Genomic DNA, 26,302 nt, shown 5'->3' with positions numbered 1-26,302 from the left:
AATGAATTTCTAAATGAGTGACTCGCCCTGTTATCGTCATTTGACCTGTCCGTTACGACCGAGCGTAGCGCATGGTCCATAGAGCGTTGTCTCCTTCGTTGTATTCGTTGCCATCCCAGGGAGTGCCACAAACATGCAGGTAAGCAAACGGAGTACCCGCAAACATTACCCAGGCTCCCTTATCGCGGACCGTAGTTGGAAGCCCATTCTCTTTCGCATCAAAGGGCCACGTAATCATCCAATGAGGTCCGATTGGTATAGCGGGACTCGTCTTATCGGCCGGATCGGTGTTACTCCTCTGTGTTGCGCCGCAAAGCATATAAATCATCCCGGGAGATTCATTCGTCGGCTTCGGTTTGCCCTGCATGGCATCCATCATCCATCGCATACCCATCGGGTTCATGCACATTGGCGGTTCGCCAATCTTATTCTCGTTGCCAGGCACACAAACCCATTCGTTGGTTCCTTTAGCCAAAACCGTTAGTGTCCCATCGGCTCCCAGTTCGGCGACCATCGCATTTCTAGTCACTTGTTCAGGGCCGGAAAGTCTCGCTCGTTTGATTCTTGGGTCTTCCGCTTGGTCCAGGATTTGTTGCCTTTTCGTTTTTCCGAGGAGAAGATCGAAATCTGTCTCCTTCGTGAGAACCACACTTTGACCGGAACTGCTGCTCAATGACGCAGCAGCTCCGATCGTAATGACGATGAAATCTCTTCTAGTTCTCGTGGTCAGACTTGGACTGTCGAACCTTGGTTGCTGGCCGCGACAGGAATGTGCCCATCGATCCAGCTTTTGATATCCACGATGACCGACTCCTTATCGATATCGTTAAGTAGGTCGTGAAAGCAGCCTTCGTAAAGCTTTAGGGTTTTGTCGGTGGAACCGGCCATCTCGTAAAAATGCTGGCTACCACTTGGCTTTGTATTCTTATCGAGAGTGCCATGCAGGATCAGAACTGGCAGCGTGATCAGAGGAAACTCTTTCTTGAGTCGCTCGTCAGCCCGAACCATCGCGGCCATCGTTTGGGTTGGCTGAGTCTCATGCGCAATCAGTGGATCATTGTCCATTGTTTCGACGACTTTCGCATCACGAGAGAATCTCTCATTTGGAAGGTGAAGAATATGCGCATGTGGCGCGACATGGCTCAGTCCCTTGAAAACCGCGAGAGCAAAATCAGGAGCAGGTAACTCGTGGGCAAAACTTTCGCAGATCAGCCCCGTCAGCTCAGCCTGGTGGTCGAGGGTATAGAGGCATGCGACAACGCCGCCAGCGCTATGACCAAGCAAAAACAGAGGTAGACCCGGTTCGCGCGACTTCGCGACTGTCGTAACCGCCTCGACGTCACGCACGTAGTCCTCAAAGGCTTCGACATAGAAGCGTTCGCCGTCCGAATTCCCGCGACCTCGCAGATCCACAGCGTAAACAGCGAGACCATCGGCAACGAACTGTTCGGCCACCCATTCGTAGTATCCACTGTGGGCATTGAAACCAGGGACGATGACGACAATCGCGTGAGCCGCCTCGTCCGGACGCCATGAGCGAAAGAATATTTTTAGACCGCCTTCACTGTCGACCGTTTCTTGATTTGTAGTAGCCCGACTTTGTTTCATAGCACGCTCCTTATGCGAGATTTGTAAATCTGATTCGCGATCTTCAAACGGATGCTCACCGCGAGTTCGCTCGGACTCGTATCGCATCGATAGGATTTGTTCCATTCCCCGTGCTTAATCGACTGTTAATGGCGCGAATTGCAAGTAAATGCAGAACGACGGCAAGCGGTACAAAGAATCCTGGAATCAATAGAAACGGAAATGTACTTATCATTCGATCGGGAATTTCCGAGTGGATAAGATGGAGTGGTCCGGGAGCTGTCAGTATGGCGCGAGTCACAACATTCAATAGTGCGAGAAGCCCGAGGATGTTCCAAGCACTTGCGAATTTGAGTCCCCATCGCCCACGTGTGGACAACCATGCGATAACGGGTGCTGACAGTCCTATATAGATGTCGATGTTTGCTCCAGCGAAGGTCATCATCCTGGGCACCAGGCCCTCGATCCAGAGCTGATGCAGGAACAACTCCACGCCGATGCGAAAGCATTGTGTGCCCAGGATTAACCAGAGCGGAAAGGCTAGTACGGCCTGCGTGCTGGCAGACGGTTGCACAATGAAAAAGATGAGGAACAGAAGAACAGGACCGACGATGAAAGCGATTCCTGGTGGCCGTGTCTCCGAATTACTGAGAATGCCAAAGTGTGCCATCAGGCCGGCGTAGAGAAACCATACGAGGAGACCAGCCAGCAAACGGACTGCGGCCCGACGATTGATGTAGCGGTCGATCAGCGCGACGACGAACGTTGTCATCAGCGCCACGAATCCGAGAAAGAGTGTGGAGGTCATTTGCAATTCCTGGTTACTGATCCATATGACTTCTCGCTACATCGTTGCTACTTTGCGGCCATCAACATACCGAGAGGCAGCAGAGGACCGATCGGCATAAGCTCAAAGGTCAACAGGTTGGCTTGTCCAAGGGGCAGGCCTTTAAGGAGCTTGTCCGCCTCGTTGACTGAGTCCACGCTCATTAGGAAAATAACGCCCACCTCTTTCTCTCTCAGCCAGAACTGCTCCATCTTTCCGTCGAGATAGAGTTGCAATGTCGCCGGAACTTCCTTCGGTAGATACTCCTGACGTTGTTCCTGCGAGAGAGACTCCAGTGTGCCGACTGCCATTATCTTCATAATTTCCTCCAGTAGATAAGGCTTGCAGATTATTGGTGTTCGGCGACGGGTGCGCGAAACAGCGATTCATTCTTGACGATGTAGTCCATCATCTCGAGTGGCTCCCGGCCGGTGAGCTTCTTCACCATGTCGTTGGTTCCGGAGAAGACTCCGTCGCGGCAATCCTGGCAGACGTATCCCATGTGCTGTTGGAAGTACGGCGTAAATCCCAACTCTTTCAACAGAGTCTTGAAAGCTTCGATCTCCATGGGGATGTAGGTGATTTTGTTCCCCAAGGCCTGCGTGAGCATGTCCGCAATTTCGTACTGGCTCAGTTCCTTGGGACCATAGAGCGGATAGGTCTTTCCGGCGTGTTGGGCGGGCTCCTGGAGGATGGCGGCGATGACTCTGCCGAGGTCTTCCCCTGCGACAGGGGCGTACCGGGCGTCGCCAAATGCGAGGGGGAGGATCTTCTTATCCCGGATAGCGCCTGCCATATACATGATCCATTCAGCAAATAAAGTCGGACGCAGATGGGTGACCGGAACCCCTGAGCGATCCAGCAGTCGCTCCGCGATCCAATGATTCTGAGCCGCGTGACTCTTCGCAGATCTTCGCGCTGAGGCCTGCGACATGTTCACGATGGCACCAACACCCTGTTCGAGCGCGGTCTGCGCAAAAAAGGCAGTGGCCTCCAGGAGGCCTGGAACTTGAATGGGATAAACAAAATAGGCCCCGGTTATTCCCGTCAATGCTTCGCTGACCGCCTCAAAATCAGAGAGATCACCTTGTACAACCTCGACGCCCTGGGCACTGAGTTGCTCTGATCGAGCATCTCTCTTATGAACGAACGCTCGAACGGGTATCTTCAGCTCCAGAAGCGTTTCGATGGCACTGCTGCCCGTTGCTCCCGTTGCTCCCGTGATTAGAATCTTCTTGTTTGACATGGTGTCTCCAGTCGGGGAAGGCGAAGAGGGAGCGATCTTTCCCTGTGCTCCGATAGCTAATGCCTAAACGAACAGTAGCTGAATTATCGATGGCCGCTGGGTCGGATAAGCAACGTTTTAGGACATTCGAGTGTGCAGAGGCATAGACTGAGCCTGGAGCAAATCGAATGCACAAAGTCGGTTTTATTATGTTTCCTGCATTTTCGCCCATCAACTTCGCCGCCACGAGCGTATTCGAAACCGCAAACTGGCAAATTGGGAAACCGGAGTACCAACTCACTCTGCTCTCAGAAGATGGTGGTCCGATCGCTACGTCTCTGGGCTCGCAGATTCAAACGGTGTCATTCAAGCGCCGCGCGTTTGACACGATCATCGTTGCCGGCGGCATCGAACCCCCAACCCCTACGCCGGGCCTGGTGAAGTACCTTCAATCCGCTATCCATCGAAGTCGAAGGATAGCTTCGATCTGTACGGGGGCGCTGGTGCTTGCGGAAGCGGGATTGCTCGATGGTCGGAGAGCAACTACTCATTGGAACGCTGCAAGAGAGATGAAACGACGCTATCCAAGGATCGCTATGGAAGAAGATCGCATCTTTATCGCCGACGGACCCGTATGGACATCAGCTGGCATGAGCGCTGGTCTCGATCTCGCCCTGGCGATGGTGGAGAGCGATCTTGGCGTCGAGATAGCTCGGGCGGTTGCCAGGACATTGGTGGTCTATCATCGACGTTCAGGCGGCCAGTCTCAGTTTTCGACGCTGCTTGATTTGGATGCACAATCCGATCGCGTTCAAAACGCTCTCACGTATGCGAAAAAGAACCTTAGCTCACCTTTATCTGTAGTTGGCTTGGCGAAGGCGGCGTTTCTAAGTCCGCGGCAATTCAGTCGAGTATTTCGAGAAGAAACAGGCCGGTCTCCCGCTCAGGCAATCGAACGGCTGCGCGTAGAATCTGCTCGTTTGATGATGGAAGGCGGGCGCTTCTCCGCTGAGGAGATCGCCAGGAAGAACGGCTTCGGAAATCGAGAGCGCATGCGACGGTCATTTCTGCGGGCGTTTGGACGTTCTCCGCAGGCAATCCAGCGCAACATAGCCGTCTCGATCTAATAGCGATACAGTCGATGAACCGCTTTACTACCATCAAAAGCTTGTACTTCATTTTGGTTTGCTCGCCCGATTAGATAGATAACAGGAAACGCGTTAGGTCATCGAATCTCCAACTTTCCTGTGTTCGGCAAACTGGACCGTATCCGTCTCGGTTGACGACAAATTGCCAAGTCACTCATCGACGAGCCACATTCCACATGGACGAGTAGTTGACTTCTCGTACGAATGACCACATTGTCAGGTGGCCATATCAAGCCAATTCATCCTGGAATGTGCTCAGCTAGTTTCCCGTCCGTGGCGCATCCCACTGCGCGCGATCAACTCCCTTGATCAGCAGCCAAAGCGTCAGGGAGACCATCGCCACGAACATGGGCACAATCACGTAGGGCAAGTCGTGCTGCGGTGCGAGGACAACTATAAAATTCTTCGCGATGAAGCTTGCACCGCCAAGGATGAGGATCGCGCCAAGCCCACGCGGCAAGTAGCCGGAACGCACAATCAAGTACCCACGGAGCACCGCCGCAGTGCCATAGAACGTTGCGAAGATGCCGAAGCCATATCCGTAGATGGTGAGGCAGAGATAGGTGAGCGCCGCCTTGGCCTCCGGCGAGATCACCCGGGCGACATCGGCATCCAACGCCGGTAGCGCTGCGGCAAAGTAAAGCATTTCCCCTGCGGCAAAGACTGCCGTCCCCATCAGCCCGAAACACGCCCCCAGCAGCGACAGGTTACGGCTCACGGGGCGTAGCAGCGCATAGAGCAGCACGTTAAGCGTAATGTCGCAGGTGGCTTCGATGAGGTACGCGGCAAAGCTGGCCCGAAAGATTCCCACCGAGCTGGCCACCCGTTGCGCGGTCCCAGCCAGGTCGTTGGCGATGAGCAGTGTATTCGGCACGTGCGACTCGCCAAATCCCCCCGCCACGATCGTGATGACATACAGGGCCCCGATCCACCGCGCGTACTGCTGTGCTGTGCCTGCGTTCATCGCACACCTCGTAATGCCACATGATACGTGCGTCGGGTGACAGACCGTCCCCGAAGAGACCGCGAAAGCGAGAAATGAGAGCACTTCAGTTGGCCGAATAGTCGGCTTGTCAGCAACTTGACGCGAGGTTGCAAACGGTCCGCATAGCCGGTTACACAACAACTTGCCGAAGACATCCATCGACCTGAATAGGGTCAATGAGCGCTAAGACCTGCTATCGACAGTTGAAATTCGAGATGCCTAGCGGTCGGCAAAGCGCGGCTCACTGATAGGCGTGCCGGCCGGCGATGCTTGTTTTGCCGGGAGGAGCGCAAGCAGCGTGACTCCAATCACGACAAACATCACAATGTCCTGGGGACTATCCTGTCTGTGCATCCCGTGCGCCACGGCCTGCGCCGACATGATTGTCATCGTGAACGCATGGGCAAGGCTTGACCACGCCCCATAGGCGATCATCAAACGATGATTGGCCGGCTGCTTAACAGCCAACAACAGACAGACCCCAAGCGCCGTGTTAAGGCTCAGGAACATCGGCATGACGTCACTATGCCCGCTAAGCCACTTAGCGTGCCGCAGATTGTCGAACAGGAGATAACCCCAAAAACAGTAAAGCAAGCCCACCAACACCAACACTACCTGTAAGGCGCGTTCACGTTTCAACCGTCCTCCGTTTTGTGTGATCGTCAGCGGTGATCCGTTCGATATTAAGAACCCTGCGAGTTTCCGCAGTGGCTGCAGAATGCTTCTCCCCCGCGAATAGGCTTGCCACAGGAGCTGCAAGGCCCAAGGAGAGGCCCTCGGAACAGAAAATAAAGGATGAATCCAATGAAATTGGGTATGAGGAAAGCGGCAATCACCCAGGCCCAGGCAGGCTTCTGACGCCTTTTTGCGTCCCCGAAGATATATCCGAGGGCAAGGAAAAAAGCCGCGGTGAAGACGCCAAACGTTAAGCCAAACCAAAGCGCTTCCGGCATCGCACTGAGAAATCCTTTGGTGGCAAGGAGGGAACGGCCCTGGCCGGAAGCAAAATAGAGCACCCAAATCGGGATCGCCAGTGCCGCGATGCCCATTGCACATCGGGGTAAAGTCTTCCGCGTTGCCGTTCCCAATAAGACAGCCGCAACTACAATTCCGGCCAAAAACGCTATCAAAAGCACCGCCGATTGCTGTGTCATGCAATACCTCGATTCTCACCAGGGGCCGCGAGCAGACATAAGGCTGCGCAAAGAGATGGCAGTAGCCAAAAAACGAGCACGCCTGCCTGGACTTGAGCAGTGTCAAAATGGACCCCCAGGCGCGTGGCCATCCGGTATACGAGTGCCGATCCGATAAATGACATCGAGAGTGCTACAGCAAATGCAGCCCAGTTTTTGAATGGCACGCTGTGCTGTCGCATTGCCCCGGTGTCACGCGCAAGAATCCCACGACCCTCTTTCGCCTGCAGCCTGAGGGCCGCCAGAACCCTGGCATTGAGGGTTGGATTTACCTCGAAGGAAAAACCGCTGAGGCCCGCGATAATCCGGTTGCTGGCGCTGAGATACTCCCTGCAGGTAGCGCAAGTGGAGAGATGCTCGCGAAGAGATTGTTCCTTCTCCGCTGAGAGGACGCCCGCCAGACTCTCGTCGATCATGCGTTGGAAAGTGTCGTGGTGGTTAATATTCATGCTGTGTCTCCCTCAAACTGCGGCCGCAGCGTTGCCAGTCCTCGATAAATTCTGGAAGCTACGGTAGAGACCGGCGCTCCCACAATCACTGATATCTCCTGTAGAGATAGGTCTTCTTGAAAACGCAGTACGAGGGCTTCGCGATAGACGGGCTCCAGAGTTTGCAGAGAGTGGGCAAGCCGCTCGGCATCTTGTGTCCGCGCCGCAAGCGTGTATGGCGAAGGCTCACCGGATGCAGGCGATGAGCGAACACCATCCTCCTCATTTGAGTCCAGGTTAAACATCGGTCGCTTACGCATGGCATCAAGAGCAATATTGCGTGCCACCCTGAAGAGCCAGGGTTCAAAGCGGGAGTGCCCGTCGTAGGACTCACCTCGCTCCAGGACTCGGAGCCACGTCTCCTGCACGAAGTCGTCAACTCCATCGCGTCTGCCCAACAGGGAGACGAGATAGCGAACAAGCCGGTATTGGTATTGCTCGACCAGCGTCTCGAGGACAGCGACATCTCTCTGTCGCAACCCAAGCGCGATTCGTTGCGGATCGCTTTCCATGGACGCCCTCGAAATCAGCTCATAATCGAACATACGTGGGGTATACGAACCATGAACCCAAAATTACGAAAAGTAGAACCATTGGCTATTGGAAACCCGAAACTTGCTTCTGGCGGTTCGATACATTTTCTGGAGAAATGGTCGGCAATCTGGAAGTTGGCCTGATCGGACCTCAATTCAAGACAAATTGCCGCTAGAGAACCCTCTGGAAAGAGAAATATCCCCTCTGGACGCCCCTAAAGAGAAAAGAAAGCCTAGACAAGGGAGAGAGGATCTCAGCGGACCTGTTCCTCTCCGCAAATCCGGCCCGATGTTCAGAAAAGCAAAGGTCCCTTCTCGATGTGTGCCAAATCGCCAAGGCACTCATCGAGGATCGCGGGCGTGTCACGGTTCGTCACCGATTGCTATTTCAAAATGATCAACTGCTCAACGTCTACCTAAGTTTCCCTGACAACCTTTTTAGGGTCTTTGTCATCGAGAAGCGCAACGAATTTGGTGTGTCTCAGATGGTCGGCACCGGTCCACTCCAGAAATCCTATTTGAGCTACGGCCTCGGGCTTCAGCCAAACGCATTCCTTCATCTTCTCAGCGGTAAGACCGGCCCCCCAACGGCCTTCCGAGAGTTCCGGAAGATTTGCGAAGGGGCACTTCGCCGCTTTGAGGTGCTTAATCTTCTCGAACATTAAAGTCTTCTCCTCAAACTATGCGCTCTATGGCGACCTGTCGCGGCGGGTCGGGGACACGCTGACGTCTATGGTGCCGACGGTGGAAACTTACTCGATTGACGAGAGCTTTCTGCACTTGACGGACTTCCGGGAAGGAGAAGTGGAGAGCATGGCGCGCGAGCTGCGCGATCGCGTTCTGCGCTGGACCGGTATTCCTACTTGCGTCGGCATTGCTCCAACAAAGACGCTTGCTAAGGTAGGAAACTTTATCGCAAAGAAGCGGCCGCAATATGTTGGCGTTTGCGATCTACGCTCCGCTACGGTCCGGGCGGAGCTGCTGTCTGCTGTGCCGGTAGAAGAGGTCTGGGGCGTCGGCGGGGCGTCCGCCGCAAAGCTGGCAAAGCTAGGCGTCTCGACAGCTGCGGACTTGGCCGCGCTCGAAGCCGACGATGCACGGGCGCTGATGACGGTGACCGGTGGGCGCGAGGTTTATGAGTTGCGCGGGATCTCCTGTCTGCCGCTGGATTTGCTGGAGCCGACGCGGAAGGGAATCGCCGTTACCCGGAGCTTTGGCAAAGCCGTCACATCCTGGTCAGAAATGCGAGAGGCCATCGCAAGCTACGCCACCCGCGCGGCGGAGAAGATGCGCCGGTACAAGGTAGCGGCGGAGAATTTGTTTGTCTTCATGCATACAAACACCTTCAACAATGACCCTTTCTACTCAAACGGTGCGACGGCACGGTTTGTAGAAACGACAAACGATACCGGCGAGGTGGTCGCGCTGGCGGTTCGCCTTGGCGAACGTCTGTGGCGTCCTGGCTTCCGCTATGCAAAGGCCGGCGTGATGATCACAGAGCTGCTGCCTGAGACGGTGCGGCAACCAGCGCTCTGGAACGACATCGAGCGCGAGAAGAGGGAACGGGTGTGGAAGGTCATGGACGGACTGAACGCCGACCTTGGCCGTGATACGGTGCGAATTCTGAGCGCGGGAGGGAAAACCGCGAGCTGGAAGCTTCGGGCGGAACATCGGTTGCCGCGCTGGACCACACGCTGGGCAGAATTGCCGCGAGTTCGAGCGTAGACTCAGCAGGTGACCTTCTTATCAGGTAAGTTTACTGATCTAGGGGGCACCTCAAGAAATGGAAATTTATGTGCGCTAAGGCTGGGGGCGATTCTAGAACTTCGGAGACGAGATCAGTTACTTTTTGGGTTGCTCATCGCAGAAGCGAAGCGTAGATAGTGTGATCTCATTGAGCAAGGCAATTTGACCCTTAGCCATTTGCATGTAAAGATTCGCTTTCACAGGATCATCAGAATCATTTAGCGCGAGATAAACAAGGTTGTTGATCGCCTCTAAAGGCCTGACGACTTCCGTCATCAACGCTCGCGTATGAGCGCGAACCTCAACTAAGGCTGCGCTCCCAGAGACAGCGTCTTCCACTTGCTGTAGCCGCGTGGTTAGCTCTTCTAGGGTAATTGAATCTTCTCCAACTTCATCTCATCAAGAGATGACGGCATATTGTTTTACGTTCTTGGGACTGCTCAGGTAAGATGACCAGACCCTCCCCGAAGTTAGCTGTGTAGTAAAACAAGAGACTGAGAAAGAGTACCCGTGTCTTCTTCACCAACATCTCGCCAAATACTGATTTATGGTCATGACGCGATGCTTCTGGACACTCGCAGGATGCTGCTTGAACAAGCCGGATTTCTGGTGAAGGTTGCAATAGGTCAAGATGGCGTTCGTAGCCTGCTAGGACAAGCTGAAGTGCCGTACTCTTTGATCGTGGTTTGTTACACCGTGCCAGAGGCAGAGAAGCAATGGGTTAGAACCGCTGCGGATGCGTCTGGTGCACCTATCCACCAACTAACACCTCTCGTTCTCCCTGCTGAACTCCTAAGACAAACCGAAGCGTTGGTGCGAATACAACAGGTTCATTCAAAGGTGCCTTAGTTAGGGGCAGACACTGAGAGCTTTGGCGGAGTTGGCTCAGGGGTCATAGGAGTTGCCGCCAACTTCCGAGATCTCGTCCACAATAGATGCATGTCGGCTTTCGAAACCGAGACAACCCGCTTTATTGCCACATGGATGCAGCTTCGTCAGGTGATCCAAGCCGCAAACTTCAACCGCTTCCAGCAGGCAGGATTGAGCGCGACTCAGTTCATGACGTTGAATGTGGTCCCAAACGCAGGCATGACGCTCACTGAACTCGCGAGAAGACTGAACTTAAGTCCAGCCACCCTAAACGCCACCGTTCATTCTTTGGAAGAGCGAGGTCTTGTCCGCCGAATCCGTCAAATCGAAGACGGGCGGAAAATCAACATCTTCGCTACAAAGGCAGGCGAAAGCTTACAGAATTCCACATCTTCGGATTTCCACGCCTTCCTGACCGGGATATTTAGTCAAATGAGTAAGACAAGGCGTGAGGGCCTCCTTGCCGGCCTTGAGCAGATGGTGAAGCTCAGCGCCTTGAGCCCGGAGTCCCCTAAGCCTACTCGCCATGCTGATGACGCTCCTCAGGGGAGGCGTAGTTCTCGGCAATCTCGGCAGCAGTGATCTCGATCTCGCTGTTCCGCTGAATAAGGGATGCGATATCTTCATCCGTCTTGCCACGCTTCCGCAGAGACTCAATCTCGTCGCTGAACATTCCAACAAACGCCTGGATGGGAACTGCTCAGGCCCCAGGCCGGCTGCTTCGCGGAGAGACTTCTGCGCCTTAATTGCTTCTTCGACGGGATACAGCTTCGGTTGGCTCATTGGGTTTTCCTTTCGTAGTACGAAGTATTTATACTTGGAGAACGAGCATTCCGGAAAGGTTGCCTCCTCTGAACCATGGAGCGGTGCACACTGCTTTCGGGTCAACCATCGCTGACAGCGGAAAGGGAACGCCCTTTTCCATCAGCGTTTGAACCCTTTCACGAAAACGCAGTCTTGGAGCCTTGGGACCACGGGTGAGCAAACATAGTCTTGATAAGCACAAGGGCGCGATAACGGCAGAAGGGCAGCGGAACGGGACAATCTTCCGCATTTGCTCCTAGCCAGAATCCATCCATCAAAAGTCCCGTCGTAGTCAACGGCACTCGGGCAAGCGGATTGCTACTAAGTACTAGACGTGTTGAGTTCAGGCGTGGCTTTCGCATCATCTTCTTCGCTCTTTTTAGCGGAGTACTTCTCTTTCTCGGTCTTAGGTTTCTTCGCCTGCTCTGGCTCTCTGGCGCTCTGCTTCATGATTGGTGCCCCTGCTGCCGTGATCTTCCTCGCCGCCGACAACTCCTCCTTCAGATTGGCATTGAGCAGCCTGATAATCTTCGGCATTGGCAAAGCGGTCGCCATGGAGATGCAGGCTTCGTAGCCTGCAATCTCGTAGTGTTCGGTACGTAAGGCCGCCCCAACAAGCCCAGCATCAAATGACGCGCCATCTTCATCTTTCTCCAATGCGTCTTTACCCTCTTCCACGACGCCTTCCATGCCACTACAGTGCTGCCCTGTAGGCTTCTCGCCCAATTCGCCAAAGACTCTCTTTAGCCGCTCGACCTGACCCTTGGTTTCCTCCAGGTGTGCCGCGAAAAGTTGCTTCAGTTTGGGTTCTTCGCTCCTTTCGCAAGCTTTGGTAATGCTTTCACTAACTGATTTTCCGCACTGTACATGTCGCGAAGTTCGTCCAACAGAACGTCTCGTAATGCCATCTTGGTCTCCTTTGTCGCCAGTTGTCGCCAAGAGATTGCGACCGTGTTCCAGGAAATTAGGAACGCGGAAAAAAAAAGACCTTGATAGTTGATAAAACGTGAGCTCAGTGGCTGAACAACGCAATGAGGATGACGATTGGGATAGGTACACCGAGAAGGAGAAGCAGGATCGAGCGCATGGGAGTGTTCCTTAATATTTATTTTTTGCTGTTGAGAAAATTCGACAAAGTTCGATGCGTCTAGATAGCAACAACATGATCCCGTTGCCTTCCCCCAATTGTCCCGGCAAAGCTGGCGCAGAAGGCTCCGATAAGTAGAGCAACAAAGGTCCAAAGCAAGGTATGGGCGACGGATTTGCGTGCGGTTTCAGCTGCTGCCTTAACGCTCAGAAACAGGTCGGAAACTCTCTTATCGGCGTCGCTCTGACTCAGCCCGGTTTTGGATATCACCAGTTGATCAAGGTAAGTTTTGTCTGCGGCGGAGAGATCGCCCTGTTTGAGAGCTGTTGCAAAGATCACTCCCGCTTCCCGGTTTACTGAAGTGTTGTCTATTTCAGGTTTCGAACCATCGGTACGGAAAAGGGAATCGACGAAGTAAGGGTTGGGGCTTGCTGTGCCTGCCTGGTTTTTGGTTGCGGCAGTTGAGTTCTCGCTACCTGGCGCTGCACCCATGAGGGAGGTAGCAGCTGAAGTAAGGAACGCTGCGGTGACAACTAATGCAACCGACCAGGCTAGGAAACCGTGTGCGGTGTCGCGAAAGTACACTTCGTCCGTACGAATACCGGCCCATTTTGTTCTCAACCGGCCGGCCAAGTAGCCGCCCATCGAAGAGCTCATGATCTGGATGAGAATGAGCCAAACGATTGCAGCGCCTCCGATCGTTGATGTCGAAGCTCCCACACCAGACCAAACCGATACTGAAGCGAGTCCTAAGCCCGTACCCAAAGCTATAAGGATCAGCGAAAGAGCCGCTGTAACAAAGGCCCCTGCAACAACGGCGGACCAAGAGACTCCAGATGAGTTGGCTTCGTTATTTCCTACACTTCTATATCCAGTTCGTTGATCTTCCACTGGTAAGTTCACATTTCCTACATGTGCCATGATTTCTCCGTTATTTCAAGGAAGCAAGAAAGTGAGGCTTAGAAAGAACACGAAGACACGTTCTTCCTAAGCCCGACAATCGCTATTTAGTTGCCGCTAACGACTTACCATGCGCCTCGGTGGAGTGCTGGTGAGCCTCGGTCGATTGATCATGAGCTTTTTTGGAATGTTCAGCGCCCGCTTTATGGTCGCCCTTTTCGTGGTGAGCAGCAGCAGCGTGGTGTGCCTTCGCCGCGTTCTCGTGATGTTCCGCAGCTTTCTTATGCGCTTGATGAGCCATAGTGGTCTCTTTTCTGGGCATGTGACGCCCGCGGAGGAGCATACACTAAGATTGATCACTCGGTCGACCTAAGAAGAGACCGAAACCCAATGCAACGCTGGCCTAGTCGCGACAAAGCCGCCCTCAATTGGGGTGCTCTACGGATTGGGTTACTTTAAGAGGCTGTGCTGTCTCGAAACGCCTTCACTTTGTCGTGCGAAGCTAAAATGTGCGCTTGTTGTTTCGTAAGCAGCTCGCGAGTAACTGAAGAGGGGAGATCCTTTGCTTCTAAGGCTTCCTGGTACGCCTTCTTGGCAACATCCTCACCCTGTTCTGCGGTCTCCAATAGAGCGTGATCACCCCCGCCAAGACTGGCCTTTAGATCTGCCCAGGTGCGGTGAAGCGCTCCGGTTGCGGTACCACCAATGTCTTTCGTGTCGCCTTTTGCCAGTGCGAGTTCTGCCTCAAGTTCAGTAGCAAACTTGCCACGGTTAGCGGACTCTGCCAAAAAGAATTCTCTAAGGTCGGGCCTCTTCAGCTTCTCTCCAAGGTCTGCAAAACCGGTTTGTCCGTCGTGGAGTATCTGCACAATTGTCTTTACCAGCGAATAGCCTTCTGCCATGTGACACCTCGCTTTGTTTGAAGCGAGAGTCGTACTTGGGGTTGGTAGAACCTAGTTAACGGTTGCTATAAGTGCGGATTAAACGGAACGAGTTATTTATTTCCACTATACATAAGTAGCGTTATCGGACTTAGAATCAATAACTTACACTAGCACATCGTACCATATGAATTCAGATGACACTATCGCCCTTGGTGCGTTAACCTAAAAGTCCCCCTCAGGGGATTTCACCATGAATGAACGAATGCGATTTGTTCATCGACCGAATCGGGATTCTTCTTTCGATTCAATTTGCCGCGAATGCTACCAAACAATTGGACATCGAAAGGCTGAAGCAGAGCTTGCAAATGATGAGATAGTCCATGTCTGCAACATGGGTCATCCCTATACCGTCCGACAAGAAGGCCTCGAAGAAATCGGATGGACTGCCTCTAAAGAAAGTTAGGTCCTTAATATGCGAATTGCGTCACACCTTTTTCGTGAAATCCTTGACGGAATCCAGTCCGAACTGAGTGCTTTAGATCATCAAAAAACGTTAGCAGAAGATGAGGGCGCGCCTACGATTACTGAGATAGCTGCGATTGATAGAGTCAGAAAAATTCTTCGGGGGACGTCGGCTCTCATTAAGATCGAACTTGACGACCTCGATAGAGTGACGAACGGTCAGTTCAGACGATCTGAGTCCATTAAGCCGGTACCTAGCGACGCCGGAGAAGAAAGACTATAAGCAGGATTATTACGACCAATCCCAATCCACCGGGCCATATAAACGCTCTACCATTGCTGGACACTCCTGCAACGAGGCACCCTGTGAGCGACATGCAGCATAAGAAGACCGCAGCAATCTTCAACGCTAAACGAACGCCGGCTTGATGTAGCGAAATCATGTTCAACATTTAGCTCGTTTCCTCCAAGGCATAGTGAGTGCGTAGTAAGTCTACCCTGCCCACCTTCGTAGAACTCGGCCACCTAAGAAAGAAACGAAGGGCGAATGGGAGACCACAGCATCGGATCGCTCCCTCTGAGACGACCACATTAGGACGTTTAATGACCCTTTTTTAGATGTTCTAGTTTGTCCTGGCCTTCCATCTCCATGGTCCATCCATGTATCCAAGCTTGATGCGCCTCTTTCAACTGCTTTTCACCGCGAATAGCGGCTTCGTGACCCAGTCTTTCGTAGAATTCGTGTATCTGGCCCGACATCATGCCGTCGATGTCGGGGGGGGCCACGCATTCTGGGTTGGCTTCTGATCGACTGACGTTACTTTTCCTTTGCTTACTCCCACTACCTTCCTCATCTCGTACCTCGCTTGCAGTTCTAAACCTCTAAGCAGTTCACCAACCCTAAAACGGTCTTAATTCTTTGATGATCTTGATTGGATCTTCGCCTTCTCCCCAAGCGAGAACAAGAGAGTTGGATTTTGCTGTTAGGATTTGCGAGAGGCTTCCCTGAGATGGTGAATATGTCAAGTGCCGCGAATACGCTAGTCGACGCAACACCCGTTCAGCGCCTCCTTCTGAGGATCGTGAACGCGCTTGTCGATGTACCGGATGCTGTTTCGATCGAGATAACGGCTGGCTCCGACCAAACCACCTTTCGCATTTCGGTCCACCCTTCGGACATCGGAAAGCTCATTGGGAAGCAAGGCCGGACAGCCCGGTCCATTCGCACAATCTTTGCCGCTTGTAGTGTAAGACTTCAGCATCGTTTCTCAATCGATATCGTCGAAGACCTAAAACCTTTCCTGAGAAGCCGTCCGGACGCATGACCGCGCGAAAGCAGCGAGCTTTTTTAGGTTTCTTTTAGTACTTTGCGGGGGTCTTATCTTCTCGCATGGCAATGAACTTGGTGTGCCGGAGGTGGTCTGCTGGTCCACTCTAAAAATTCTACCTGGGCGACTGCCTCCGGCTTGAGCCAAACGCACACCTTCATCTTCTCAGCGGTGAGTCCCTGTCCGCACCGGCCACTATTGGGTTCGGGAAGGTTTGTGAATGGGCAGTGTGCGGTCGTTAGATGTTTGAGCTGGTCGAAGACTTTCCGGCGAGTGGCGGGCACGAAGGCAGCTCGCACTCGGGATGCATAGATGAGATTCTTTCCACGGTAGAAGCCGACGATGGTTGAATCGAGTCCAAGATTGCTGGGCACGTAACCGCCAATGACGAACTCCTGACTGAGATTGATGCGGTGTTTGGACCATAGGTCACTTCTCTGCCGCGGTTGATAAATACTGTCCGAGCGCTTTGCGGATCTGGAGCAGATCAAATTCTTGCTCGGCCACTCCTCCATCCAGGCGACCGAACGTTATCTAGGGTCGGAGCAAGACATCGAGATCGCGGTGAGCGATAACCTGGGACTTTGAAGGCTATATTAGAAACGCCGGTCGTGTGATGGAAAGGTTGGTTCCTGCTCACCTTCCCGCAGGCCGGCGAGATGAATGGCGAACCTATACTAGTTTTATGAAGAAAGTTGATTCTTTCGAGCTCTACGACGGCATCCGTCTGCTTGTTCTTTCGGCCCGTCAGACGGTGGCGCGGGGCGTAATCTTTTACAGGTTCAGACGAACTATGAAATTGGGCGGCGAATCGTCGAGCACGAGCAGGGCGGAGCTGATCGCGCACAATATCGCAAGGAAGTCATTAAGGAACTGGCTGAGCGTCTAACAACGGACTTTGGCAATGGGTTTTCAAAAAGCAATCTCGAGTACATGCGCCGTTTCTACCTTGTATATCCGGGTCGAGACATCCAAATATACCAGACGCTGTCTGGGCAATTCGGTGGCCTTGATAATAGTCTCCCTTCTTCAATTGCCCAGACAGTGTCTGGGCAATCTACTTCACCTCGTGCACAGGTTCCTTTTACCCTCAGCTGGTCCCATTACGTATCTCTTTTGGGGCTAAAGGATCAGGAGCGCAGATTTTATGAGATCGAGGCAGCCGAGCAAGGCTGGACACTGCGAGATCTCAAACGCCAATTCAATGCCGGCCTTTTCGAACGACTTGCACTCAGCCGAGACAAGAAGGCGATACGTGACCTTTCCCATCAGGGACAGGGTGTTTCGAGACCGCAGGACATACTCAAGACCCTTATGTTTTGGAATTCCTTGGACTAGAGGGCAGGGCTACCCACTCTGAATCTGATCTCGAAGCGGCGATCGTCAAGCACGTACAACATTTTCTCCTTGAACTGGGCAAGGGGTTTCTTTTCGAGGCACGTCAGAAGCGCTTCACTTTCGATGAAGAACACTTCTTCATCGATTTGGTTTTCTACAACCGTCTTCTAAAATGCTACGTGCTCATCGATTTGAAAATAGGAAACCTGACACATCAAGATCTCGGCCAAATGCAGATGTACGTCAATTACTTCGATCGATTCGTCAAAAACGATCAGGAAAACTCCACAGTCGGCATCGTTCTCTGCAAGAAGAAGAACACTGCGCTCGTCGAAATCACCTTACCTAAAGATGCGAATATCCATGCACGGGAATACCAGCTATATCTTCCGAGCAAAGAGGAACTTCAGCAAAAGCTAGAGGAATGGATTGAAGAGCAAGCAAAAGTTGGTGAACCATCGTCCGCTTAAAGGCAGATTTCCTGCCGAAATTCTAGGCTTCAGATCGTCTTTAGGCCAAACTATGGCTTTTCTAATTATGTGGCATACTTCTCAGCTAATTATTTGGCGCAGCGGCTCCGAATCGGGGGCGAAAATCTCTGTGGCATGCTTCATCGATAATGCAGCTATGCTTAGGCGCATGGGTTTGCGGGACAAAGTGAGGGACCTTGCATATGCCACTATATTTTTTTATTTTCCTCGGAATGCTAGCCGCCTCAATGTTGCTGTACATAGTGGCTGTGGGATTTGCGGCCGCCAGGCGGCGTCCGATGCCCATTTGGATCGGCGGGTCGGCGGCGAGCCGGCTGCAAGATACCAACGTGGCGTTGATGTGGTGGAATGTCGGCGTCGGCTGGTTACTGTACTTCAACGTCTATCGCATCCATGTGGACATGAGTGCTCTTGGTGATGCCGCCCTGCAAGCATTTAGCCGCGGCTATACGACCCGATTGCCGATCGTAGTGTTGCCCTACGGTCTGATGTGCCTATTAGCGGTGCTCGGGCTGTGGGGCGAGCCAGGTCGCACCTCGCGCCGCGCCCTTTGGGGCATCGCAACACTGCTCGTACTGAACATCCTTAGTACACCGTTCGCGGCAGGCGCGCAAGGAGATATTCAAGAACACGGATTCACACTAAAGGCATACCAACAACTGCAAATGGCGCATCTTTTTCGCAGTGTGCTGATCACCATCGCCGCTGTGTGGGGCATTGTCGAGGGATGGCGTCTGCCGAGAGTTGACGCGAAAGTTGACGGTGCCAGGAATTCTTAGCGGCTTCGCGCGCGCTGTCTATTTATGGGTGACCACTTTGTATTGGGGGAAGCGATGACCGAAGCCTATCGACATGGATGCGATCATGGTAGGTCCAGATCTGTTGAGACGGCATTTTCGGCGGTTTGGGCTTAGAACCCTATCCTTTGTGCAATGTTATGTCGCAGTCAGCCGGTAATCCAATCGATCAAGGCTAGGTTGACGGCATCGGGTTGGAATGCGCTGCTGTTCTGCATGGTTGCTCTTCTTGGAATTTGGTGAGGGATGAAGGTGGGGGCGAACGAGGTTCTCTCGTCCGCTCCGTTCGGGGTACTAGATGGGTTGGGTCAACTGTTGCTCGTAGGCTTTGGCGAAGCCCTGACAGCGAAGGTTGCTATCCCACTGCACGGCATATTGGCTGCCCACGATGTTCCGGCTCCACTGCTCCACGCCTACGTAGTCGTTTCGGTAGTGATAGGGATCGAGTTGCCCATCGCGAAGCTCGAAGCACATCTCTAGGTCGCGCATGAGATCGCCATTTTGCTCGCCGTGATGAGTGACAGAGACAGTTGGAAGACCGGATGGGCGTTCTTCTATGGCCCTCGATGACAAGAGCCATAAAGAGCGTGTTTCGATCTTGAAGAAGAGGCCGGGATTCCAGCCTCCGGCCGTCTCGAGGATGCGGATGATGGTCTGCATCAGGCCAACTCCGTGATTGCTGCTGTGTCACTGATGTTCACTGCGGGCGGCTCGATGGCAGAGAGGATAAGGGCTACGGCAAAAAAGGAGCCGACCACGGGCCGGCTCCATCTCCAATGCGGCCGCAATGTAGCGGCTCTTGAACTATGCTTGCTGTTGAGGTTATCGAACGAACCTGCGACGAACCAATCCAGCAAAGCCGGTCAGTCCGGTACCTAACAGGATGAACGTGCTTGGCTCTGGAGTAACACCGGTTCCGCCACCTCCGCCGCCGCCACCGCCCAGAACTTGTGAGTAGTCAGCTGACAGGTCCTCGATCAGGAAAGGATCGCTGCTGTTCGCGCCGGTGAGGGTGATGGTTTTGATGAACGTGCCGCTTTCGGACCATTCGTTGAATGAGCCCTGAAAGATGTTGGAGGTGTAGAAATCGGTTCCATCAAACGCGATTCCGGTTGTTCCACCAGAGTGAGCCGCTGCGTTGATGTAGTCGGCTTGAATAAGGTTGCCGCTGGTATCGTAGAGATCGTAGTTATCTACGCTGCCGTCAGCCTCGTTCGATAGTAGATACCCTTTACCGTTCATGACGAAGTATTCAAGGCCGTCGCAATAGCCAGTACAGTCTGCGAGCGACACGGTCTTCAGCAGAGTTCCGGTAGGACTGTACAAGTAGGCGTGATTTGTGCCGCTGTAATCGCCGACCCAGAAGTTCGTACCGTCATAGGCGATGGTAGAAAGGGCTGTGGAGCCAGCGACCGTAAATAAAGGTCCGTTGTCTGTCTTCGTCGCGAGGTTGTAGGAGTAGACGGCGTTGGTGGTAGCCGAGGTATAGTACATTGTGGTCCCGACAACTACAACGCCGCGACCATTGACGCCGCTGAGACCCGTATACGTGTTAGTAACTGCGCCGGTAGTTTTATCAATTTGAAAGACGTATGGGGAGCCCCCGGTGGCATTGTCCCCGTAGATGAAGTTGTCCGCGAGAGCTGAAGATGTCGCGGCAGCCAACAGGCAGCTCAAAACAAGTAATTTTTTCAAGAAATACCTCCAGAGATGGTTGGAAAGAGTAAAAGAATCCCGAACCTTCGCTTCCGCTGCGGACGGTAAAAGAACGCAGTTTCTGAGGCGAAAGGGCATCGGAGGAGCGCCGGCACAAACGAGACAGAGATGATTTTTTAGGGGCCTAGAAACGTAACCGGAGACAAACCGTCTGGTTTGCGCGAGTGTCTCTATCGAGAATTCGCCAACAAAGCATTCCGCATGTTGGAGCCTTTGTTGGCTGACGCGAAACTAGATGCAATTGCCGCGCCAATCTTGATCGTTCAAAGCAAAGCATTTAATTGTTGTGTTAAACCGAGCGTCCGTGCAAACAATTGCGCCCTTGTGAGAATCCATCGGGTATTAGTTTCAGAGAACGGGTCTTCATTCGGTTACGCTCCATTGGCACTTCTTGAATTATCTTGGTTTCAGCGCGCGTTGCGACTATGGCGGAGCGCCCAGAGACTCTGTTTCCGAACCATCTTTAGGTTTCCGGCACGCCACGCGGATCTTTTAATCCGCCTGCAACCTCGGGCCGTCAGTTCCAGGCATGGGACAAAGACGAGCATTGCCAGTAAAATGGCTGAGGTTATAGCTATCGAGATCAGGCTTTCAGACATAGAACTCCTCTTTCCAACGACAGGATAAGAAAAGGGGCTTATCACAATCCATTCGATTGCAGAAGATGAGGTGACCTTCTGGTACCGGTGGAGATAAACACGTCCCTCCATAACGCACCGACGCGGGGTCCCGTGAGGATCAGACTAGACGGCTCGAATACACATCTTTAATCCGCCACACTTCATCCTCACCCCGCAGTCGGTGTGCAGCTTGGTTGTCACACAATGCCTCGTTGACAGTCCTCAAGCCACGCTTAAACATTTCTCAATTAACAATCAATGAAGTTATGTACCTTTATCGAGGTATTTTGTGGCCGTCACCACGAACTTTTTTCTTGTTTTGTGACAACATTAGCCACCCAGGCGACGGTGGCACTTCGTCAATTTGCTCTTCGAAGCTCACCCGGCGTGTTCGATTGCGTCAGCCCTTTCTTGCATCTATGGGCGACCATTTCGAGATTGAGATCTCAGTTATCATCGCAACCTTAGCAAGAACCGTCATTTCCGCTCCAGCGTCAGAGAGTAGATATCATCGGTTCCCTCGTCGCGGAGCATCATGGGCGCGTCGGCTTGGTCGAGGCCCATCCACAGGGTATAAGTGCCCGTGTACCGCGCGCCTTCCAGATCGGCGACTTGCTCCCGTCTTCCGTCCGAAGCGCGAATGCGTTGGACTGACGGATCGGCCGTCCACCGGACGTAGTATATCCACCGGCCATCGTGTGACCATTCGGGAAAAGCAACGGCGCCTGTATCCAGCTTCGTCCATCTTCCGCTCGACAGGTCAAGGAGTCTCAAACTCACCGTATCGAGTGTCATGGCGGAGATGAAACGGCCGTCCGGCGACCAGCGGGGCACCAGGAGACCTTCAGATTCAGGAAGGACAGTGGCCTTTCTTGTGACGACGTCGAAGGCGCGCAAGTCAGATTGTGTGCTTGCGCCGACATTGGGCGACGTGGAGAATGCAATCTTCTGTCCATCAGGCGACCAACTTGGATCCGTCTCCGCCTTACGATCCAGCGGCAAAATGCGATGCGGCTTTCCGCTTCCATCGGACGCAATGACGGAGATGGCGTCGATACCGTCTGCCGTTCGATCGACAAAGGCAATTAGAGATCCGTCGGGGGACCAGCGCACCGATTTCGGGTGCAAGGGAGGTTCAGTCATCTGAATGGGATGACTGCCGTCCAGATTCGCGCGCCAGAGAACGCCATCGGGATAGGAGACATATGCCACAGATCTGCCGTCGTTCGAAAAGACGACGAACTCCACCGAGATACCTGCGAGAAAGGGCTTGAATTGTGTGGATTTTGTGTCAAAGCGAACAAGCTCGCCCCGCCGGGTGCGGCCCGATGCAAAGATCTTTTTCCCATCGGAGCTGGCAATCGGCCTATCCCAGACGGTGGGTCCGAAGGTGAGTTGAACCGGGGTTGCAGGTTCGCTCGAACCGAAGCTACGCTCGCGCGGAAGAAGCCAGATCTGGCCGTCGGCGACAAAGAAGAATTGTCCATCTGGCGCCCATTCTCCACTCCATTGAGTGGGCGATTTGCCCCATCCGGGGAGGAGCTGGTGGACATTGGTTCCGTCGAATGCGATCTCCCACAACAAGCCGTCTTTGGAAAACCGTATTGTCTTACCGTTCGGCGACCATGCCAGCGACTTCAAATATCCGCCGGGTGAGGCGATTCGATGTGCGTCCGAACCGTTCCGTCGCATCACGAATATATCGCCGTTCGCCGAGGCACTGACCATCTTCTCTCCGTCGGGAGACCAAGCTGAGGAAACTACGGCGTCCGCAAGATGGTGAATAGCGCCGCCCACGAGGCGAAAACTCCACAGCGAAGTGGCAGGTCCTTGTCCGCCTGCCTGAGAGATGATCAACAGAGTGGATCCATCCGGCGAAACGTCGCCGCTCCACGGATCCTCGATCCCAAGCTGGACCGGAACCTCCACTCCGCCGGAGACCGAAACCTCCGCCACGCCTCCAGTTTGTAGTTGCGTAAAATAGATTCTGCTCCCATCGGTTCCACCGATGGATTTGGCTCGTCCGTCGGATGTGATTGGTGCGTACGTCGAGACGCGCAGATGGGTTGGGTAACTCCATCGCATCGCAAGGTACGCAGTCAAAAGTACAAGCACCACTGCGGCACCGACGAGCCAGCGCATCGCAGGCGAACCAATAGTGCGGCCGAGCGAACGCGGCTCCCTTGCAGTGGGCGTTGCTCCGCTTGTCAAAGAAACTCGTGGCATCACGAGCGGCTGACTGGGTGTCCGGAGGTCGAGCGCAACATCGGTCGATACATCGCCGTTGGCTTCGATCTCCTCCTCCTCAATCGTGATATCGGTCACCGTTTCACTAGAGTTGACCACGACCTGCTGCTGAAGCCGTTCCTGCGGGGCGTGTCGCTTCTCCAGCTCTACCGGTACGGTGAACCTGTAGCCGCGGCGGGAAATAGTCTCAATGATTTTTTTACCCGACTCGTGCCGTAACAGAGCTTTGCGCAGCAGGAAGATCTGCTGAGTGAGGTTGCTTTCATCGACGAACTGGTCTGGCCAGAGTGCGGCAAGCAATTCATCCTTGCTACATACGCGGTCGCGATGATCAATGAGGTAAACGAGCAAATCGAAACTTTTACGATTCAGAGCAATCGCTTCCCGCCCCCACTTGAGTGTCCAGCCGGAGGGGTCGACAACATAGCCTTCGAATCGAATCAGGTCCCTGGTTTCCAGCAGCATAAGGCGAATGGGCGGAATTGAGACAGGTTGAAGCGAACCGTAAAGTTTCGTGATGAGAACAGAGGCATCCCACGAGTTCCATGCCGTGACTAAAACGACGAGCACTTCGCCAAAGCATACCAAACCAATTGCGAAAGCCCTAGCGGCGCCCTCAAAAAACCAAGACAACGGCGGAGAAACTGTTCGGTCTGTTCAGCGTAGCCATTTCAAAGGCCACCCAGCAATCTAAGCTCCTCAGTCGTCGTAAGATGATCTCTCCGCAATTGCTTTCGACCGTACGGCTCGAACCGAGGTTCCGCCAAATTGCCGCACAAAGGCTACGACAAATAATTTCTCAAGCTACACGTTATGTGTCACACCGTCCCAAATGCAGAGCAGGTTTTGGTCAGAAATGCTGCCGATGTTTCTGCTGCGCCTGTCCACCAAGATCTTACAAACAGAATTGTTACATCAGGCGGAAGCGTTGCTGCGAATAAAGCAAGTGGATTGAAAGGGATCGCCAGGGCCGGAACCTGGGAGACTTGAGAAAGCTAGTCGATCTCATGACTGAACGCGGAATCTCGGTTCACTACCTGAAGGAGGGGCTGGCCTTCACCGGCGAGGATGCGCCAATGGCAAACCTAATGCTCAGTGTGATGGGTGCGGTCGGCCAGTTCGAACGAGACCTGATTTGTGAGCGTCAGAAGAAGGGAATTGAGCTTGCAAAGCGAGATGGGGCCTACAAGGGCCGCAAACGGAAGTTCTCGCCGGAGAGGGCGGCGGAGCTGAGCCGGCATTTGGCGGAAGGGGAGGAGAAGGCTAGTCTAGCCCGCGAGTTCGGTGTCAATCGAGCAACGGTCTATCGTTACTTAGGTTGGACTGCGGCTGAGGCTGCTTCCGGTGCCAAGAAGCCGAGGGTAAAACGGGGTCGATCTCATCGGGAGCGTAACTATGAAGGGTCCTGTTCAACGAAGGGTCCTGTTCAACGCTCACTGCACTGCCCTGCGTGCTCTTGATCTGTGCTCGACGTGTTACACGCTGAAACGGCAGGATGATGAGCACTTCGGCGGTCTGCGGTAGGCCGCTTTGGAGCGAGACGGTAAGCGATGCCGGGTGCGTGACGCTTCCGGCCGAGATAAGCGTGCCCTCGAACAGAGGGACGGGTGTGGCTATGGGACGCTGCGCCTTGAAGTCGAGATTGGTCTGCTCATGCCCTTTTGGGTGTTGTTCCCGCCAAAGCTTCAGCAGAAGCGGAGGCATGGCAGACAAGACGGCCTTCGGGCGATGGACCTTCGCATGGCAGCTAGGACAAAGCGAGATCATCAAATGTAGAACTGACGTGCCGGGGACCCTATGGTGAACAATGATGGGTTTCAAAGAAATGAAGTCGCAGTATCCTGTCACTCCAGGCGGTCGATATTTCGTGGTCAAGGGTCGTCTCTGGCGACGCACAAACCCTTCACTTCCATCCGAAAGGAAGCAACTCCTGGTCCATGAGTTGATGGAGACGCGCAGGGCGAAGGGCGCAGCTATGCATAATCGGGACTTGGTCGGCCGCGAAGCAGCCCGGAAGAGGGTCGATCAAGTTAAACATTAATTAGGTGAGCGCGGGCCGGTTTGGTGGACTGACGGAACCCCGGATTAGAACCGGCATATGGCAATCAGTACGCCATATGCCGATTGGTTTATCAGTTTATCCGTTTAGGAGCATGACTTTCATGTCTGCCACAGGCTGCTAGGACTTGATGGGTGGGATCGCCAGGATCTGCCCGACCTGATTTTATTCGCGTCGGCCAAATGATTCGCCTTGGAGATTTCGTTGTATTTGTTGGGTGGCCACATAACGTTTATCAATATCACGGATTGAACGCATAGTGGATGTGACGCTTAAGCTAGCTTCTCGATGAGGAGTTTCGCCACCGCGGCCGAAGACTTCGGATTCTGCCCGGTGATCAGCAGGCCATCTTCGACGACGTATTCAGTCATGTCCTCTCCTTTGGAATATATGCCGCGCAACCTCTTGAGTTCATCTTCCAGCAGGAAGGGCACCACATCGGTCAGCTCCATAGCAGCTTCTTCTGTGTTGGTGAAACCGGTAACTCTTCTTCCGGAGACGAGGGGAGCACCGTCTGGCGTTTCGACATGCCGAAGCGCGGCCGGCGCGTGACACACTAGGGCGACGGTCTTTCGTGCCGCAAGAAAAGACTCGATGAGTTTCCTGGAATTTCGATCCTCCGCAAGATCCCACATCGGCCCATGTCCGCCCGAGTAGAAAGCCGCGTCGAAATCTGACTCTGAAACATCTGCTAGGCGCTCTGTGGTCGCAAGCTGCTCCTTGGCTTCGCCATCAAGTTTGAAGCGCAACGTGGATATTGACTGTGTTGTAATCCCGTCGCTTTTTGGGTCTACGGGTGGCTCGCCACCCTTGGGCGAAGCGAGAACGATGTGTGCCCCCGCATCTTTGAATATGTAGTACGGGGCGCAAAACTCTTCGAGCCAGAGTCCCGTCTTCTTACCGGTATTTCCCAGTTGATCGTGTGACGTAAGCACCATAAGAATCTTCATTGATCATCTCCTATATAC

The 26,302-nt window shown here is 53.5% G+C and carries 28 protein-coding genes and 3 pseudogenes; 9 read left to right on the top strand and 22 right to left on the bottom strand.

Going from position 1 to position 26,302, the window contains the following annotated elements; genetic code table 11:
- Positions 1-52: 52 nt before the first annotated feature.
- The 5 genes from HDF08_RS17325 to HDF08_RS17305 all read right to left on the bottom strand — a co-directional run bounded on the left by HDF08_RS17325 (position 53) and on the right by HDF08_RS17305 (position 3,659).
- A complete protein-coding gene (locus HDF08_RS17325) occupies positions 53-514 on the bottom strand; it encodes a hypothetical protein (RefSeq protein WP_179639825.1) in 462 nt (153 codons plus the stop codon).
- Between the two features lie 212 nt (positions 515-726).
- Entirely contained in the window at positions 727-1,608 is an 882-nt protein-coding gene (locus HDF08_RS17320) for an alpha/beta hydrolase (RefSeq protein WP_179639824.1), read from the bottom strand.
- 55 nt (positions 1,609-1,663) lie between these two features.
- Entirely contained in the window at positions 1,664-2,395 is a 732-nt protein-coding gene (locus tag HDF08_RS17315) for a hypothetical protein (RefSeq protein WP_179639823.1), read from the bottom strand.
- Between the two features lie 47 nt (positions 2,396-2,442).
- On the bottom strand, positions 2,443-2,733 hold the full coding sequence (locus HDF08_RS17310) for a hypothetical protein (RefSeq protein ID WP_179639822.1): 291 nt from the start codon (positions 2,731-2,733) through the stop codon (positions 2,443-2,445).
- A gap of 29 nt (positions 2,734-2,762) precedes the next feature.
- A complete protein-coding gene (locus HDF08_RS17305) occupies positions 2,763-3,659 on the bottom strand; it encodes an NmrA family NAD(P)-binding protein (RefSeq protein WP_179639821.1) in 897 nt (298 codons plus the stop codon).
- A gap of 167 nt (positions 3,660-3,826) precedes the next feature.
- Between HDF08_RS17305 and HDF08_RS17300 the strand changes: the two genes are divergently transcribed.
- Positions 3,827-4,765 (top strand): GlxA family transcriptional regulator, encoded by a 939-nt coding sequence (locus HDF08_RS17300; protein ID WP_179639820.1) that lies wholly within the window; start codon positions 3,827-3,829, stop codon positions 4,763-4,765.
- 280 nt (positions 4,766-5,045) lie between these two features.
- Here HDF08_RS17300 and HDF08_RS17295 read toward each other — a convergent pair whose 3' ends face one another.
- From HDF08_RS17295 to HDF08_RS17270, 6 genes are all read right to left on the bottom strand, one after another.
- The gene (locus HDF08_RS17295) at positions 5,046-5,750 is read right to left on the bottom strand and encodes a DUF4386 domain-containing protein (RefSeq protein ID WP_179639819.1); all 705 of its coding nucleotides are present in this window, start codon (positions 5,748-5,750) and stop codon (positions 5,046-5,048) included.
- Between the two features lie 240 nt (positions 5,751-5,990).
- Positions 5,991-6,410: a DUF6632 domain-containing protein gene (locus HDF08_RS17290; RefSeq protein ID WP_179639818.1), complete on the bottom strand. Its 420-nt coding sequence runs from the start codon at positions 6,408-6,410 to the stop codon at positions 5,991-5,993.
- Positions 6,411-6,454: 44 nt separating this feature from the next.
- Positions 6,455-6,925 carry a PLDc N-terminal domain-containing protein gene (locus HDF08_RS17285; protein ID WP_179639817.1) on the bottom strand — a complete coding sequence of 157 codons (471 nt, stop codon included), beginning with the start codon at positions 6,923-6,925 and terminating at the stop codon, positions 6,455-6,457.
- Entirely contained in the window at positions 6,922-7,413 is a 492-nt protein-coding gene (locus HDF08_RS17280; RefSeq protein WP_179639816.1) for an anti-sigma factor family protein, read from the bottom strand. The genes HDF08_RS17285 and HDF08_RS17280 overlap by 4 nt, the downstream gene beginning before the upstream one ends.
- Entirely contained in the window at positions 7,410-7,964 is a 555-nt protein-coding gene (locus tag HDF08_RS17275) for an RNA polymerase sigma factor (RefSeq protein ID WP_257031198.1), read from the bottom strand. The genes HDF08_RS17280 and HDF08_RS17275 overlap by 4 nt, the downstream gene beginning before the upstream one ends.
- Before the next feature lie 437 nt (positions 7,965-8,401).
- The gene (locus tag HDF08_RS17270; protein WP_179639814.1) at positions 8,402-8,647 is read right to left on the bottom strand and encodes an ATP dependent DNA ligase; all 246 of its coding nucleotides are present in this window, start codon (positions 8,645-8,647) and stop codon (positions 8,402-8,404) included.
- Here HDF08_RS17270 and HDF08_RS17265 point away from each other — a divergent pair.
- Entirely contained in the window at positions 8,622-9,710 is a 1,089-nt protein-coding gene (locus HDF08_RS17265; protein WP_179639813.1) for a Y-family DNA polymerase, read from the top strand. The two genes, HDF08_RS17270 and HDF08_RS17265, sit on opposite strands and share 26 nt — an antisense overlap.
- Before the next feature lie 117 nt (positions 9,711-9,827).
- On the opposite strand, the gene HDF08_RS17260 is transcribed toward HDF08_RS17265, so the two are convergent.
- Positions 9,828-10,007: a hypothetical protein gene (locus HDF08_RS17260; RefSeq protein WP_179639812.1), complete on the bottom strand. Its 180-nt coding sequence runs from the start codon at positions 10,005-10,007 to the stop codon at positions 9,828-9,830.
- A 234-nt stretch (positions 10,008-10,241) separates the two neighbouring features.
- On the opposite strand from HDF08_RS17260, the gene HDF08_RS17255 reads away from it, so the two are divergent.
- Together HDF08_RS17255 and HDF08_RS17250 are read left to right on the top strand one after the other, a co-directional pair.
- Positions 10,242-10,580, top strand: a complete 339-nt coding sequence (locus tag HDF08_RS17255) for a hypothetical protein (RefSeq protein ID WP_179639811.1) — start codon at positions 10,242-10,244, stop codon at positions 10,578-10,580.
- Between the two features lie 90 nt (positions 10,581-10,670).
- Complete coding sequence (locus HDF08_RS17250; protein ID WP_179639810.1) at positions 10,671-11,183, top strand: MarR family winged helix-turn-helix transcriptional regulator; 513 nt, start codon at positions 10,671-10,673, stop codon at positions 11,181-11,183.
- A 543-nt stretch (positions 11,184-11,726) separates the two neighbouring features.
- On the opposite strand, the gene HDF08_RS17245 is transcribed toward HDF08_RS17250, so the two are convergent.
- The 4 genes from HDF08_RS17245 to HDF08_RS17230 form a co-directional block, all read right to left on the bottom strand.
- The gene (locus HDF08_RS17245; RefSeq protein ID WP_257031197.1) at positions 11,727-12,344 is read right to left on the bottom strand and encodes a YciE/YciF ferroxidase family protein; all 618 of its coding nucleotides are present in this window, start codon (positions 12,342-12,344) and stop codon (positions 11,727-11,729) included.
- Positions 12,345-12,552: 208 nt separating this feature from the next.
- Positions 12,553-13,413 carry a hypothetical protein gene (locus tag HDF08_RS17240; RefSeq protein WP_218884745.1) on the bottom strand — a complete coding sequence of 287 codons (861 nt, stop codon included), beginning with the start codon at positions 13,411-13,413 and terminating at the stop codon, positions 12,553-12,555.
- 82 nt (positions 13,414-13,495) lie between these two features.
- The gene (locus HDF08_RS17235; protein WP_179639809.1) at positions 13,496-13,693 is read right to left on the bottom strand and encodes a hypothetical protein; all 198 of its coding nucleotides are present in this window, start codon (positions 13,691-13,693) and stop codon (positions 13,496-13,498) included.
- Positions 13,694-13,847: 154 nt separating this feature from the next.
- Positions 13,848-14,294, bottom strand: coding sequence for a ferritin-like domain-containing protein (locus tag HDF08_RS17230; protein WP_179639808.1), 447 nt, complete (start codon positions 14,292-14,294; stop codon positions 13,848-13,850).
- A gap of 1,454 nt (positions 14,295-15,748) precedes the next feature.
- Between HDF08_RS17230 and HDF08_RS17225 the strand changes: the two genes are divergently transcribed.
- Complete coding sequence (locus HDF08_RS17225) at positions 15,749-16,063, top strand: KH domain-containing protein (protein WP_306459723.1); 315 nt, start codon at positions 15,749-15,751, stop codon at positions 16,061-16,063.
- 53 nt (positions 16,064-16,116) lie between these two features.
- Here HDF08_RS17225 and HDF08_RS22230 read toward each other — a convergent pair whose 3' ends face one another.
- The gene (locus HDF08_RS22230; RefSeq protein WP_373563217.1) at positions 16,117-16,581 is read right to left on the bottom strand and encodes an ATP dependent DNA ligase; all 465 of its coding nucleotides are present in this window, start codon (positions 16,579-16,581) and stop codon (positions 16,117-16,119) included.
- A 274-nt stretch (positions 16,582-16,855) separates the two neighbouring features.
- On the opposite strand from HDF08_RS22230, the pseudogene HDF08_RS22225 reads away from it, so the two are divergent.
- The 3 genes and pseudogenes from HDF08_RS22225 to HDF08_RS17210 form a co-directional block, all read left to right on the top strand.
- Positions 16,856-17,404 (top strand): annotated as a pseudogene (locus HDF08_RS22225) (DUF1016 N-terminal domain-containing protein); the annotation flags it as partial.
- Positions 17,383-17,874 (top strand): annotated as a pseudogene (locus HDF08_RS21475) (PDDEXK nuclease domain-containing protein); the annotation flags it as partial. The pseudogenes HDF08_RS22225 and HDF08_RS21475, both read left to right, overlap by 22 nt.
- 299 nt (positions 17,875-18,173) lie before the next feature.
- On the top strand, positions 18,174-18,674 hold the full coding sequence (locus tag HDF08_RS17210; RefSeq protein ID WP_179639805.1) for a hypothetical protein: 501 nt from the start codon (positions 18,174-18,176) through the stop codon (positions 18,672-18,674).
- Between the two features lie 312 nt (positions 18,675-18,986).
- On the opposite strand, the gene HDF08_RS17205 is transcribed toward HDF08_RS17210, so the two are convergent.
- The 3 genes from HDF08_RS17205 to HDF08_RS17195 all read right to left on the bottom strand — a co-directional run bounded on the left by HDF08_RS17205 (position 18,987) and on the right by HDF08_RS17195 (position 23,845).
- On the bottom strand, positions 18,987-19,352 hold the full coding sequence (locus tag HDF08_RS17205) for a DUF6908 domain-containing protein (protein ID WP_179639804.1): 366 nt from the start codon (positions 19,350-19,352) through the stop codon (positions 18,987-18,989).
- A gap of 162 nt (positions 19,353-19,514) precedes the next feature.
- Positions 19,515-20,387 carry a PEP-CTERM sorting domain-containing protein gene (locus HDF08_RS21830; protein WP_257031196.1) on the bottom strand — a complete coding sequence of 291 codons (873 nt, stop codon included), beginning with the start codon at positions 20,385-20,387 and terminating at the stop codon, positions 19,515-19,517.
- A 1,118-nt stretch (positions 20,388-21,505) separates the two neighbouring features.
- Positions 21,506-23,845: a winged helix-turn-helix domain-containing protein gene (locus tag HDF08_RS17195; RefSeq protein ID WP_179639803.1), complete on the bottom strand. Its 2,340-nt coding sequence runs from the start codon at positions 23,843-23,845 to the stop codon at positions 21,506-21,508.
- 380 nt (positions 23,846-24,225) lie between these two features.
- Between HDF08_RS17195 and HDF08_RS22330 the strand changes: the two are divergent.
- Positions 24,226-24,531: pseudogene (locus HDF08_RS22330) on the top strand (recombinase family protein); the annotation flags it as partial.
- A 31-nt stretch (positions 24,532-24,562) separates the two neighbouring features.
- On the opposite strand, the gene HDF08_RS22325 reads toward HDF08_RS22330, so the two are convergent.
- Together HDF08_RS22325 and HDF08_RS17185 are read right to left on the bottom strand one after the other, a co-directional pair.
- Positions 24,563-24,979, bottom strand: coding sequence for a hypothetical protein (locus tag HDF08_RS22325; protein WP_257031195.1), 417 nt, complete (start codon positions 24,977-24,979; stop codon positions 24,563-24,565).
- A gap of 627 nt (positions 24,980-25,606) precedes the next feature.
- Positions 25,607-26,284 (bottom strand): type 1 glutamine amidotransferase domain-containing protein, encoded by a 678-nt coding sequence (locus tag HDF08_RS17185; protein ID WP_179639802.1) that lies wholly within the window; start codon positions 26,282-26,284, stop codon positions 25,607-25,609.
- Positions 26,285-26,302 lie beyond the last annotated feature (18 nt).

The organism is Tunturiibacter empetritectus, from assembly GCF_013410875.1.
Classification (GTDB): domain Bacteria; phylum Acidobacteriota; class Terriglobia; order Terriglobales; family Acidobacteriaceae; genus Edaphobacter; species Edaphobacter empetritectus.
This window is presented reverse-complemented; position numbering and strand designations above follow the sequence as displayed.

Bases quoted from the DNA above. Each gene is read 5' to 3' on its own strand.
- HDF08_RS17325 (WP_179639825.1), bottom strand. From the start codon at position 514: ATGGTCGCCGAACTGGGAGCCGATGGGACACTAACGGTTTTGGCTAAA.
- HDF08_RS17320 (WP_179639824.1), bottom strand. From the start codon at position 1,608: ATGAAACAAAGTCGGGCTACTACAAATCAAGAAACGGTCGACAGTGAA.
- HDF08_RS17315 (WP_179639823.1), bottom strand. From the start codon at position 2,395: ATGACCTCCACACTCTTTCTCGGATTCGTGGCGCTGATGACAACGTTC.
- HDF08_RS17310 (WP_179639822.1), bottom strand. From the start codon at position 2,733: ATGAAGATAATGGCAGTCGGCACACTGGAGTCTCTCTCGCAGGAACAA.
- HDF08_RS17305 (WP_179639821.1), bottom strand. From the start codon at position 3,659: ATGTCAAACAAGAAGATTCTAATCACGGGAGCAACGGGAGCAACGGGC.
- HDF08_RS17300 (WP_179639820.1), top strand. From the start codon at position 3,827: ATGCACAAAGTCGGTTTTATTATGTTTCCTGCATTTTCGCCCATCAAC.
- HDF08_RS17295 (WP_179639819.1), bottom strand. From the start codon at position 5,750: ATGAACGCAGGCACAGCACAGCAGTACGCGCGGTGGATCGGGGCCCTG.
- HDF08_RS17285 (WP_179639817.1), bottom strand. From the start codon at position 6,925: ATGACACAGCAATCGGCGGTGCTTTTGATAGCGTTTTTGGCCGGAATT.
- HDF08_RS17280 (WP_179639816.1), bottom strand. From the start codon at position 7,413: ATGAATATTAACCACCACGACACTTTCCAACGCATGATCGACGAGAGT.
- HDF08_RS17275 (WP_257031198.1), bottom strand. From the start codon at position 7,964: ATGGAAAGCGATCCGCAACGAATCGCGCTTGGGTTGCGACAGAGAGAT.
- HDF08_RS17270 (WP_179639814.1), bottom strand. From the start codon at position 8,647: ATGTTCGAGAAGATTAAGCACCTCAAAGCGGCGAAGTGCCCCTTCGCA.
- HDF08_RS17260 (WP_179639812.1), bottom strand. From the start codon at position 10,007: ATGACGGAAGTCGTCAGGCCTTTAGAGGCGATCAACAACCTTGTTTAT.
- HDF08_RS17250 (WP_179639810.1), top strand. From the start codon at position 10,671: ATGTCGGCTTTCGAAACCGAGACAACCCGCTTTATTGCCACATGGATG.
- HDF08_RS17240 (WP_218884745.1), bottom strand. From the start codon at position 13,413: ATGGCACATGTAGGAAATGTGAACTTACCAGTGGAAGATCAACGAACT.
- HDF08_RS17235 (WP_179639809.1), bottom strand. From the start codon at position 13,693: ATGGCTCATCAAGCGCATAAGAAAGCTGCGGAACATCACGAGAACGCG.
- HDF08_RS17230 (WP_179639808.1), bottom strand. From the start codon at position 14,294: ATGGCAGAAGGCTATTCGCTGGTAAAGACAATTGTGCAGATACTCCAC.
- HDF08_RS17225 (WP_306459723.1), top strand. From the start codon at position 15,749: ATGGTGAATATGTCAAGTGCCGCGAATACGCTAGTCGACGCAACACCC.
- HDF08_RS22230 (WP_373563217.1), bottom strand. From the start codon at position 16,581: ATGGAGGAGTGGCCGAGCAAGAATTTGATCTGCTCCAGATCCGCAAAG.
- HDF08_RS17210 (WP_179639805.1), top strand. From the start codon at position 18,174: ATGCCCATTTGGATCGGCGGGTCGGCGGCGAGCCGGCTGCAAGATACC.
- HDF08_RS17205 (WP_179639804.1), bottom strand. From the start codon at position 19,352: ATGCAGACCATCATCCGCATCCTCGAGACGGCCGGAGGCTGGAATCCC.
- HDF08_RS22325 (WP_257031195.1), bottom strand. From the start codon at position 24,979: ATGCCTCCGCTTCTGCTGAAGCTTTGGCGGGAACAACACCCAAAAGGG.
- HDF08_RS17185 (WP_179639802.1), bottom strand. From the start codon at position 26,284: ATGAAGATTCTTATGGTGCTTACGTCACACGATCAACTGGGAAATACC.